The organism is Acinetobacter calcoaceticus ANC 3811, assembly GCF_000399665.1.
In the GTDB taxonomy this organism is placed as follows: domain Bacteria; phylum Pseudomonadota; class Gammaproteobacteria; order Pseudomonadales; family Moraxellaceae; genus Acinetobacter; species Acinetobacter calcoaceticus_B.
Genome location: NZ_KB976986.1, coordinates 840200 through 852155 on the forward strand (window position 1 = coordinate 840200; position 11956 = coordinate 852155).

Consider the following 11956-nt stretch of genomic DNA (forward strand, 5'->3'; position numbering starts at 1 on the left):
GGGGTTACATGCTCAGTCGTCAATTAGAAGTATCATTACGTTTGGCTGTTAGCATGGCTCGTCAAAAGAGACATGAGTTTCTTACAGTTGAACATTTATTATTAGCACTACTCGACAACGATTCGGCTGTGAATGCTTTAAAAGCATGTGGGGCTGATATAGTTTCTTTACGTAAAGAATTAGAAGAATATGTAGAACAACATACTCCTAAGCTTGGCGAAAATAGCGAGCAAGCGCCTCATCCAACAGAAAGTTTCGACCGCATTTTGCAACGTGCTATTTTCCACGTGCAATCAAGTGGCGGCGATCGTACTGTTGAAGGTGCGGATGTTTTGGTCGCAATGTATTCAGAGCGTGATTCTTTTGCTGTGTATTTGCTTAAACGTCATCAAATCAATCGATTGACATTGACTCAATACTTGTCTCATGGGACACGTAAAGATGAAGTGCAAGTTGAAGAAGAAGTCGAAGATATTGAAGGTGAAACGAGTACGGGCAATGCAGGACCATTAGAGCTTTATACGCTGAACTTAAATGTTGAAGCGCAAAAAGGCAAAACTGATCCACTTATTGGTCGTGAAAAAGAAATTGAGCGTACAGCACAAATTCTTTGCCGCCGCCGCAAAAACAACCCATTACTGGTAGGTGATCCGGGCGTTGGTAAAACCTCGATTGCTGAAGGTTTGGCATGGTTAATTGTGAATGGTAAGGCACCTAAGCCTTTAAGTCAGGCTGAAGTCTATAGTTTAGATATTGGTGCACTAGTTGCTGGGACTAAATATCGTGGTGACTTTGAAAAACGTTTAAAACAATTGCTTAATGCTTTGAAGAAAAATCCAAATGCGATTTTATTCATTGATGAAATTCATATGATCATTGGTGCAGGCTCAAGTATGGGCAGCACAATGGATGCTTCGAATTTGATTAAACCTGCTTTGGCTAATGGTACTTTACGTTGTATCGGTTCAACGACGTTCCAAGAATATCGTCAGGTTTTTGAAAAAGACCATGCGTTATCACGTCGTTTCCAGAAAGTTGATGTTAATGAGCCAAGTATTTCTGAAACAATTGATATTTTGCGTGGCTTAAAATCTAAATTTGAAGATTTCCACCACGTGCAATATGACGATAAGGCACTGGTATCAGCTGTAGAACTTTCTGCCAAATTCATTAATGATCGTTTCTTGCCAGACAAGGCAATTGATGTGATTGACGAAGCTGGTGCTCAGCGTCGTTTGAAAGCTGAAAGCGATGATAGTTTGATTACGGTAGAGAATATCGAAGATATCGTTTCTAAGATTGCTCGTATTCCGCCTAAAACTGTCTCTAAAGATGATAAATCAGTGCTTGAAAATCTTGAGCGTGATTTAAAACGCGTTGTGTTTGGTCAAGATGAGGCGATTACCGCGTTAGGTTCAGCGATCAAGTTATCTCGTGCTGGGTTGAAATCACCAGATAAGCCAGTAGGTAGTTTTGTTTTTGCTGGCCCAACAGGTGTGGGTAAAACCGAAGTGACTAAGCAACTTGCGAAGTTGTTAGGTGTTGAGCTTGTGCGTTTCGATATGTCTGAATATATGGAACGTCATGCAGTTTCACGTTTGATTGGTGCACCTCCAGGTTATGTGGGTTATGACCAAGGCGGGCTGTTAACTGATGCGATTCATAAGAACCCGCACTGTGTTTTATTGCTAGATGAAATTGAGAAAGCACATCCAGATGTGTTTAATCTATTACTACAAATCATGGATCATGGTGCTTTAACGGATAACAACGGACGTAAGTCAGACTTTAGAAACGTTATTATTGTTCTGACTACGAATATTGGAGCAGAAAGTATTTCTCGTGCGAGTATTGGTTTTACTGAGCAAGATCATAGTTCTGATAACCAAGAAGCAATGAAACGTGCATTTTCGCCAGAGTTCCGTAACCGTCTAGATAGTGTTATTCAATTCAAGTCATTACCAACAACTGTGATTGAGTCTGTGGTTGATAAATTCTTAACAGAATTACAAGCACAACTAGATGACAAACAAGTTGTGCTTGATGTCGATCAAAGTGCTCGTGATTGGTTGGCAACAAATGGTTATGACCGCTTGATGGGCGCACGTCCAATGCAACGTCTCATTCAAGAACACTTAAAGAAACCACTAGCTGAAATGATTCTGTTTGGCGAACTTGCAGATCATGGTGGTAATGTGGCTGTATCAGTGAAAAATGAAGATGGCAAAGCTGTAGGATTAAAACTTGAAGTTTTTGAAGATCATCATACGGCAGAACCAGCGTAACTTATGTTAATTGATAGTCTTGCGATAACCCGAATACTGAGTGTATTCGGGTTATTTATTATCACAGCAATTGCTGAAATTCTTGGTTGTTATTTCCCTTATTTGATTTTAAGAGAAGGCAAGTCTGCTTGGCTGTGGCTACCTACAGCTTTAAGTTTGGCTGTCTTTGTCTGGTTGTTGACTTTACATCCAGCGGCTTCTGGGCGCATTTATGCTGCATATGGCGGTATTTATATTTTTACTGCTCTCATGTGGTTGCGCTTTGTGGATCAGGTTGGATTAACAAGATGGGATATAGTGGGTGGTCTAATCGTGCTTTGTGGAGCTGGCTTAATTATTTTACAGCCTCAAGGGCTGATTCGTTAAGACAATGAGTGAATCAAATCTTAAACGTGAAAATAAAAAGTTTTTTAAAAAAAAGACTTGTCAAAGCCCTCAACAATGCGTATTTTAGATTTAAGGAACATTTTTTTTATATTTGAGATAAAGATGTTAAATCTATCTGTGAACACTAACGCATATTATTATTTTTGGCAATTTAGATAGTTGCCTGAGCGTATTCGGGCATGAGAAAGTTGCCCATCACAGTTAATACCTGATCGGCAACCCCGATCAGGTTTTTTTATGCTTTATCTTTTTTGAATCGAGGAACTTAAAATGAACAACATGACTTATTCATACTTTAGCAACTTTTATTGGTTTTACTTTTGCTTACCTTTACCAACGAATAGATCCAAAACGCTCAAATAAATGATCGGACTGAATAGATTGCAGTCCCAAGGAAAGACCAATGAATGCCCTAAATACTTTATTGACACAAAGCAATACAAAAGAAACACCAGTTAGTTTACCTCTCCAGTTAAAAGCAAAATATCCGCTTGCACACTCTTTCGTGCGTCAAATTGCCGAACATCGCCAAACTATTCAAAATATTCTTATCGGCAAAGATCCTCGGTTAATGGTAATTACAGGGCCTTGTTCAATTCATGATCCGGTTGCAGTACTTGAATACGCTGAAAGATTGCAAAAATTACAAGAAAAAGTAAAAGATCAGATTTTTATCGTGATGCGTGCATACATTGAAAAACCTCGTACAACCGTGGGTTGGAAAGGTTTCATGTACGATCCAAATTTAGATGGTTCATCAAATTTACAACTTGGTTTAGAAAAGTCTCGTGAACTTTACCTGCAAATTATTCAAAAGGGTTTACCAATCGCGAGTGAAATTTTAAGTCCAATGGCGACTGGTTATTTTGATGATTTATTGGCTTGGGGCGCAATTGGTGCTCGTACAAGTGAGTCTCAGATTCACCGTGAAATCTCAAGCCACATGCCATACAGCATTGGTTTTAAGAATGGTACAGATGGTTCAATTCAGATTGCATTAGATGCAATCCAGTCAGCACAAAATGAGCATCAATTTTTAGGAATGAATCAACAAGGTTTGCCTTCAGTGATTCAGAGCGCTGGCAATCCATTACCACATTTGATTTTGCGCGGAGCAAATCATGGGCCAAATTACGATTTAGCTTCAATTCAGGCTATACGAGAAAAGCACAAACAAAATCTTCCGGCATTAGTTATTGACTGTAGTCATGGCAATAGCAGTAAAGATCCGTTGCGTCAGCCAGAAGTTTTACAGCAAATCGTTGCTGAACGTTTAAAAACCCAAGTAAAGGGTGTCATGATTGAAAGTCATTTGGTTGATGGTAGCCAAAAGATTTCTTGTGATATGACTTACGGGCAGTCAGTAACTGATGGTTGTTTAGGATGGGAAAAAACAGAGCAACTTTTATTAAGTGTTTCTGAGCAATTAAAAGTGAAAGAGTTAGCTCATTCTGCTTAATCATTTGTCGGTTAAAAAAGGGATCTACGAATAGATCCCTTTTTTTAAGACGCATGTTTTATTTCTGATAAGAATGTAGTGATTTCGTGCCCAAATTTTTTCGGCTCGGTTAATAACGGTGTATGGCCTGAGCGTTCAAAATATATAGCTTTTGCATGTTTAATACTATGTGCAATGAGTGTCTGTCCAGTTTCTGGATAAAGCGTCGAGTTGCGACCAATAAAGAAGGTTGTTGGGCATTGTAATTGTTGAATGGCTTCACGATAATCTTCATTGTGATAAAGATAATTTTCGACATACCAAAATAAATAATCTAAACGTTGAATTGGTAATAAATATTTTTGTAGAAAAGGCTGTTTGAGCGCTGTTTTAAAAACTAAAGGACTAAAGGGATTGCTGCTTTGTAACTCAATAAAATCTACCCAAAGACGAACCAGTTCTTGTCGATCTGGAAGCGCTAATTCATAAAGATATTTAGCATTTTTATGCTGTGATAATAATTGATAGATATCATTTAATAATTGTTTGAACTGGGGATGTAGAGGGCCAAATAGACCATATTCCCATGTTGAATCGACAGATATTTTTGGTGTTTGATCGATATGCAAATAGGCTTTTAACTGCTGAGCCAAATGAGCATGTTTCATACCATGCATGGCTGTCGTGGCACCCATTGAATAACCCATCAAGATAAAGTTATCGAGTTTTAATTGTTCTATTAAATGGGCGACATCTTGCCAGTGGCTAGAAATTGCATCTTGTTCAGGGATTGCACAGTTCTTTGAACCCCCAAAACCACGCCAGTCAGGAATAATAAACTCATATTCTTTACGGTTTGCATAAATAAAAGGGAGCCATTGCCAGCTTTGCATGCCAAGACCAGATAAAACCAAAACTGGTTCACCACGACCAACACGACGTACAAATAAATTTTCCCGATCGGGCATGGTGTAATATGGCATGACTATTCTCCGACTACGCTATCTTGAGCAAAGCGTTTTAATTGAGGGATGACTTGTTCCAACCATTTAATCCATTCACTTTCCATCGTAATCCCAAGTTCTAAGATCATTTTGTGAATGTATAACACACGGTTATCTAGATCATCGTTGTCTTTAAAATCCTTATCATAAATACTTTGATAAAGTTTCAGTTTCTCTTGATGTAAACCAAGATGTCTTAACAGCTCAGGTAATATCTGATTATTGCTCAATTGTGCTTCAGCACGCAATCTAACCATTAAATCATCACGAAGCTGTGCAGGTTCACTTTGTTGAGTCATCCATGAAGCTAGCTCGATACGCCCCAGTTGTTCAACTTGATAAGTCTTTTTTCGACTATTTTCCATTTCATTTTCTAACGTTGAGACCCAACCTTTTTTGAGCATGTGGTTGAGTTCACGATAAATTTGCTGATGGGTAGCATTCCAGAAAAAACCGATTGAACGATCAAACCGGCGGGCAAGTTCGAACCCTGTACTTGGTCGTTCAAGCAAACTGGTTAATAAAACGTGAGGAAGTGACATGGCAATCCGGTTTGTAAGCAAAAGTAAAGTGTGACTGATGAGATTATGCAACATGTTGCATAAAAGTCAAAATTTGATTATAAATTAATGCAACAAGTTGCATTAGCAAGCTTATTGCTAGCCAAAGGAGAAAATATGTCAGCTTATCCGCATTTATTGAAGCCACTTGATTTAGGCTTTACTACTTTAAAAAACCGTGTGCTTATGGGGTCTATGCATATTGGTTTAGAAGAAGCACCACAGGGATATGAACGCATGGCTGCGTTTTATGCTGAGCGTGCAAAAGGTGATGTGGGTTTAATTGTAACTGGCGGTGTTTCTCCGAATGATGATGGTGTTGTATTTAGCCATGGTACGAAGTTGGATACAGTTGAAGAAGCTGAAAAACATAAAGTGATTACCCAAGCTGTTCATGAAGCTGGGGGTAAAATTGCAATGCAGATTTTACATACTGGGCGTTATTCTTATCAGGCAAATAACGTTGCTCCTTCAGCAATTCAAGCACCGATTAACCCAATTAAGCCAAAAGCTCTAAGTTCTGCTGAAGTGCAGCAGACCATTGATGACTTTGCAAACTGCGCCAAACTTGCTCAGTATGCAGGTTATGATGGTGTGGAAATCATGGGTTCTGAAGGTTATTTAATTAATGAGTTCATTGCCGCGCGTACGAATCATCGTGATGATGAATGGGGCGGTAGCTATGAAAACCGTATTCGTTTTCCTATCGAAATTGTAAAACGTACACGTGCTTTAGTAGGTGAAAACTTTATCATTATTTATCGTCTATCGATGCTTGATTTAGTTGAAGGTGGTTCAAGTATTGAAGAAGTGATTCAGCTTGCAAAAGAAATTGAAAAAGCAGGTGCAACTATTATTAATACAGGGATTGGCTGGCATGAAGCTCGTATCCCAACAATTGCGACCAAAGTTCCTCGTGCTGCGTTTACGTGGGTTACTGAAAAACTTAAAGGTGAAGTCTCTATTCCTTTAGTTACTTCTAACCGAATTAATACACCAGAAATGGCTGAACATGTGTTGGCATCAGGTCATGCTGATATGGTGTCTATGGCACGCCCAATGCTTGCTGATGCTGAGTTTGTTTTAAAAGCAAGTGAAGGCCGTAGTGATGAAATTAATACATGTATTGGTTGTAACCAAGCTTGTTTAGATCACATTTTCTCAATGAAAATTGCAACTTGTTTAGTGAACCCGCGTGCATGTTATGAAACTGAACTTATTTTTAAAGATGCACAAGTTCAAAAGAATATTGCTGTTATTGGTGCAGGACCTGCGGGTTTAAGTTTTGCTGTATATGCAGCTGACCGTGGGCATCAAGTTAAAATTTTTGAAGCAAGTCATCAAATTGGTGGTCAATTTAATATTGCAAAGACTGTTCCTGGAAAAGAAGAGTTCTATGAAACCTTACGCTACTTCGCTCGCCAAATTGAGTTACGACCAAACATTGAATTAATTCTGAATCATAAAGCAACTTATGAAGAGTTGAGCCAAGCAAATTTTGATGAAATTGTGGTCGCAACTGGTGTAACGCCTCGTCAATTACAATTTGAAGGTATTGATCATCCTAAAGTACTTAGCTACTTACAAGTCTTAAAAGAACGTGTACCAGTGGGACAGCGTGTAGCCATTATTGGGGCGGGTGGTATTGGTTTTGATACGGCTGAATATCTCACTCACGAAGGTGAAAGTGGCAGTTTAAATCCAGAAAAGTTTTATGAAGAATGGGGAATTGACACTCAATATGAGCATGTAGGTGGTTTAAAACAGCCAAAAGTTGAGACTTCTGAACGAGAAATCTATTTACTGCAACGTAAGACTGCTGTTGTAGGTGCTGGTTTAGGTAAAACTACAGGATGGATTCACCGTGCGGGCCTTAAAAATCGCCAAGTTAAAATGCTTGCAGGCGTTCAATATGACAAAGTAGATGATCGGGGCTTACATATCACTATAGATGGGCAACCAAGTGTGCTTGAAGTTGATCATGTTGTGATTTGTGCGGGTCAAGAATCTTTCACTGCAATGTATGAGCAATTAAAAACAGATGGAAAAAATGTTCATTTAATTGGTGGTGCTAAAGAGGCAGGAGAGCTAGATGCAAAACGTGCAATACGTCAAGGTGCTGAACTAGCAGCGGTTCTATAAATTTTGTGGGGCATTTCTTGATATGGAATGCCCCTTACTTCATTGATTAAATTACAGGATAAAATAACAATGACACTTGAAACAACAAAACAGTCTTTAGAAAAATGGCATCACATGATTCAGGCAGGTAACTTGTCTGATCTAAATGATTTACTGGCAGATGACGTAGTTTTTCGTTCACCAGTTGCCTATAAACCGTATGAAGGAAAGCAGGTCGTTTTCTTCATTCTTACCAATGTCATTCAAGTGTTCGAAAACTTTACTTATCATCGTGAGTTTTATACTGAAGATGGCGAGAATGTAGTGCTTGAGTTCAGCGCTAATGTCAGTGGCAAGTCATTAAAAGGTATTGATATGATTCGTTTTAATGAACAAGGCAAAATTATTGATTTTGAAGTAATGATTCGTCCTATGAGTGGCTTAGCAGCATTGGCTGAACAAATGGGTATAAGAATTGCCAAGTTTCAACCACAATAATTTTAGTAAATAGCCTAAGTAAGATAGAGACTAATAGAATGTGGTTAAAACTTTCAACTTTAGCATTGTTACCTGTACTTTTTGTGCAGGGAACAAAGGTTCGTAAGAATATACCACGCTTGCTAGAAGCCAGTGGTGAAAGAGAAGGCATGGTTGGCAAGGGCAGACCATTGTCTCTGCTTATTTTAGGAGACTCTGCTGCAGCGGGAGTTGGTGTTGAAACACAACAAGATGCTTTATCTGGCGCAATTATTGCTGAGTTACAAGATCAATATTTGATAAGTTGGAAGCTTCACGCAAAAACAGGTGATACTACTAAGCAGGTTTTTCAAGCTTTACAGCATTTAGAACGGCAAAATTATGATGTTGTTGTTACGTCTATTGGCGTTAATGATGTGACAAAATTAACGTCAGCAAATTCATGGATAAAACAACAAAAGCAATTATTTGAATATATACAAGCACGTTTTCAGCCTAAACTCATTATTGTTTCAGGTGTTCCGCCCATGCAACATTTTCCAGCTTTACCCAATCCATTGGCTTGGTTGTTTGGAAAATATGCGGAGCAAATGAATCAAGTATTATATAAATGGGTAGAAGCACAAAACCAATTTAGATTCATTCAATATGATATTGAAAGTTTTCAAGCGTTGAATCTGCCTATGGCAAGTGATGGCTTTCATCCGAGCAAAGAAATTTATGCAATTTGGGGACAGCAGGTTGCAGCATTAGTGCGGCAATCATTTAACTCATAATCAGAGGTCGTGATTGGATATGGGCATATCTACTTTAAATAAAATTAAAGCTTTCGGTTCGGAATTGTTTGACTCAGTACTCGGTGCTGAACAGCCAAAAGTCTATTATGACCCACAAGGGAAAATTAAAGATGTTTTGGATAAGTTGCCCCAACTTAAGCAGAAATATCGTCCTACGCCATGGTTAACTAACAATCATGTTCATCTTTTATATTTCGATATTATTAGAAAAAAAACCATCAAGCTTGAATATGACCGTATTGACCAGCTCAGCATGAAAGATGGTGGCGTAACTGCAATTGCATGGTATGGCTCTAATCTTCCGGAAGATACTCCTACAGTTGTTATCATGCACACCATTACAGGGACACCTGAAAGTATGCGTGAATTAGTGAGAGATATTCATCAATATACGGGATGGAGAATAGCACTATGCTTACGCCGTGGGCATGCGGGCTTACCTATGCCTGTACCACAGATTTCTCTTTTTGGGTCAACCAGTGATCTTAAAGAACAGCTCACACATATTCAAAGTTTGTTTCCTGAATCAGATTTGTACGCTGTCGGTTCCTCTGCTGGCACAGGATTATTAGTTCGTTATTTGGGTGAGCAAGGCACTGATACACCATTTAAAGCTGCTTTTGCAATGTGTCCAGGCTACAACACAGAGATTGGGTTTAAAAATGTTCACCCGTTTTATAGCAAAATGATGACTAAAAAGTTGTTCAAATATTTTATTCATCCTTATCAAAGTACATGGAAGCAGGTTGCTTCTTTAGAAAAAGTTCTTGCAACGACGAGTCTTGAAGAGTTTGAAAAAGAATACTTTGAAATGGCAGGCTTTCAGGACTATCAAAGTTATTGTCAGGCAATTAATCCAATTTATGTATTTGAAAATGTCAAAATTCCATTAATGATTCTTAATGCTGAAGATGATCCAGTATGTTCTATTAAAAATTTAGAGCCGTATAAAGAAACTATTCAGCAAATGAGTAATATTGCAGTGGTAACCACTAAAAAGGGAAGTCATTGTGGTTTTTATGAAGGTTGGAAAAGTACTTCATGGGCAGCCAAATTAATATCGAATTATTTTATGGTTGACCATAAAAAGTAATGGTATTGCCGTAATTGATTAAATAAAGCCCATTCAATAGATGGGCTTTATGACTTGATTAGGTCAGGATAAAAGTAATTTTGAATTTTTTAGTCCAATTTTGATTTTAGTGCTGGCAACGAGGTCTTTTTCGTCAGTTTGGTTGGGATGAAAATCAAAGCGATAATAGTCAAAAAATTTCGGAGTTAAGACTCTATATTGTGTTGCTGCAAAACCAAGAAACTTACGCCAAGATTTAAAATTAAGAAGTTGGCGATCCCGTTTCATAAGAACGAATTGATAAGATGTTGAAAAGCCGGTAATTAAAAATAAACTTAAAGTGAAAACAGTGATACGTGGGAGATATGCACTCAGTCCATTTCCATATAAGTGTTCATAGAGATCAAAGGCCACAGCTTTATGTTCAGTTTCTTCAATACTGTGCCATAACCATAAATTACGAATAGTTGAGTCAGTCATTAGTTCATTAATAGACTGCATCATGCTAACCACAAGTACTGCTGTGTAGTGTTCAAGACCGACCGTTACAAGCAGGTTCCATTTTTTACTAAAAACTTTTTCAATACTCTTTAAAACAAGACCCGTTACTTTTTCTAAAGATTCGGGATCTAAGCCATGTTGTTGGGCACTCACATGAAAAGCATGATGTTCTTTAGAATGCATTGCTTCTTGGCCAATAAAAGCACTGATTTCGCGATCTAGAAGTTCATTTGACTTTGCTTTGGCACGTAATGCTCGAACTGAACGAACAAAATATGATTCACCTTCAGGAAACAATGTAGATAAACCTGTAAAATAATGTGTAAAAGTGGGTTCGTTATTACACCAATAGCGAGGTACATTTTCAAAATTATAGTCCATACGACGGACTGGAAATGAGGCAGGTACTCGATTTGATACAGTATTCATTTTAAGCTCCAATCTTCTTTTAATTAAAGTTCCAAAAAGGAACTTGATAAAAAATTACATCTCAGAATATGGAACGTCAATGCTTTTCTAGATGAGAGAAGGAGATTGTCCTAAATTGATATCTAGGAAAACTTTAAAGACAAATTGGAATAAGAAAAGTAAGACTGATTATTGAATTGATAGTTTTAATAATATTTGAAAAGCCCAAATCAACTGTTCAATTTGGGCATATTCGTACGAGAACTTAGTTTTTAAGCGCTGGTGTAGCAGCAGCAATTGCAGCGGCAACAGCATCATCTTCAGTTTGAGATGGTTCTGCTGGCTTAGCTGGTTTTGACTGAGCTTTTTCAGGCTTAGGTTCTGCTTTTGGCTCAGCTTTAGGTTCTGGCTTAGGCTTCGGCTCTGCTTTAGGTTGTTCAGAAACAGTTGTTTGTGAATTTTGCTCAGAATGGGCAGGGCGAGTTTCACTACGAATTACAGTTGTAGTATTCGCAGTTTCCTCATGATGAACTTCAACTTGCGTTGGTTCCTGAGTTTGAGCTTCTTCAGTTTTAACACTTTCTAAAGACTCAAATTTTGCAGGTTCAGCAGGCTTAGGTTCTGAAACAGCAGTTTCAACCTTTTCTTGCTCTTCTTCAGGTGTTTCTTTTTTGACGCATGCGGTTAACAATAGTCCAGCCGCAATTGCAGCGCAGATTAAAAGTTTTTTATTTGCCATTGCCCTAAACAACATTTAATTGAGGAGCTCGCATTATAACAGCAAAAGAGAATGAAAAAATCATGTGAGATTGACCTAATTTTTTATTAAAAATGCTGATAGAATAGCCAGTTGTTTAATGATCTTTGAATTGGTGCGGTTTGACTTTGCTTTATAGGGGCAGAGTA

General features: G+C 38.1%; 11 protein-coding genes. 7 read left to right on the forward strand and 4 right to left on the reverse strand.

Annotated features, from left to right (window positions below):
• Positions 1–8: 8 nt before the first annotated feature.
• The 3 genes from clpA to F935_RS05240 all read left to right on the forward strand — a co-directional run bounded on the left by clpA (position 9) and on the right by F935_RS05240 (position 4131).
• Positions 9–2285, forward strand: a complete 2277-nt coding sequence (gene clpA / locus F935_RS05230) for an ATP-dependent Clp protease ATP-binding subunit ClpA (protein WP_016137943.1) — start codon at positions 9–11, stop codon at positions 2283–2285.
• Between the two features lie 3 nt (positions 2286–2288).
• A complete protein-coding gene (locus F935_RS05235) occupies positions 2289–2651 on the forward strand; it encodes a YnfA family protein (protein WP_016137944.1) in 363 nt (120 codons plus the stop codon).
• A gap of 424 nt (positions 2652–3075) precedes the next feature.
• On the forward strand, positions 3076–4131 hold the full coding sequence (locus F935_RS05240) for a 3-deoxy-7-phosphoheptulonate synthase (RefSeq protein ID WP_016137945.1): 1056 nt from the start codon (positions 3076–3078) through the stop codon (positions 4129–4131).
• A gap of 44 nt (positions 4132–4175) precedes the next feature.
• Here the strand turns inward: F935_RS05240 and F935_RS05245 are convergent, their stop codons facing one another.
• Positions 4176–5093, reverse strand: a complete 918-nt coding sequence (locus F935_RS05245; RefSeq protein ID WP_016137946.1) for an alpha/beta fold hydrolase — start codon at positions 5091–5093, stop codon at positions 4176–4178.
• A gap of 2 nt (positions 5094–5095) precedes the next feature.
• On the reverse strand, positions 5096–5656 hold the full coding sequence (locus tag F935_RS05250) for a PadR family transcriptional regulator (protein WP_016137947.1): 561 nt from the start codon (positions 5654–5656) through the stop codon (positions 5096–5098).
• Between the two features lie 135 nt (positions 5657–5791).
• Here F935_RS05250 and F935_RS05255 point away from each other — a divergent pair, with 135 nt between their 5' ends.
• The 4 genes from F935_RS05255 to F935_RS05270 all read left to right on the forward strand — a co-directional run bounded on the left by F935_RS05255 (position 5792) and on the right by F935_RS05270 (position 10162).
• Positions 5792–7816, forward strand: coding sequence for an NADPH-dependent 2,4-dienoyl-CoA reductase (locus tag F935_RS05255; protein WP_016137948.1), 2025 nt, complete (start codon positions 5792–5794; stop codon positions 7814–7816).
• 69 nt (positions 7817–7885) lie between these two features.
• Positions 7886–8293 (forward strand): nuclear transport factor 2 family protein, encoded by a 408-nt coding sequence (locus F935_RS05260; protein ID WP_009392648.1) that lies wholly within the window; start codon positions 7886–7888, stop codon positions 8291–8293.
• Positions 8294–8331: 38 nt separating this feature from the next.
• Entirely contained in the window at positions 8332–9048 is a 717-nt protein-coding gene (locus F935_RS05265) for an SGNH/GDSL hydrolase family protein (protein WP_016137949.1), read from the forward strand.
• A 19-nt stretch (positions 9049–9067) separates the two neighbouring features.
• Positions 9068–10162, forward strand: coding sequence for a YheT family hydrolase (locus F935_RS05270; RefSeq protein ID WP_016137950.1), 1095 nt, complete (start codon positions 9068–9070; stop codon positions 10160–10162).
• 63 nt (positions 10163–10225) lie between these two features.
• Here F935_RS05270 and F935_RS05275 read toward each other — a convergent pair whose 3' ends face one another.
• Both F935_RS05275 and F935_RS05280 read right to left on the reverse strand, forming a co-directional pair.
• Positions 10226–11071: a metal-dependent hydrolase gene (locus tag F935_RS05275; RefSeq protein ID WP_016137951.1), complete on the reverse strand. Its 846-nt coding sequence runs from the start codon at positions 11069–11071 to the stop codon at positions 10226–10228.
• A 244-nt stretch (positions 11072–11315) separates the two neighbouring features.
• Positions 11316–11789 (reverse strand): hypothetical protein, encoded by a 474-nt coding sequence (locus F935_RS05280; protein WP_035366066.1) that lies wholly within the window; start codon positions 11787–11789, stop codon positions 11316–11318.
• Between the last annotated feature and the right edge of the window lie 167 nt (positions 11790–11956).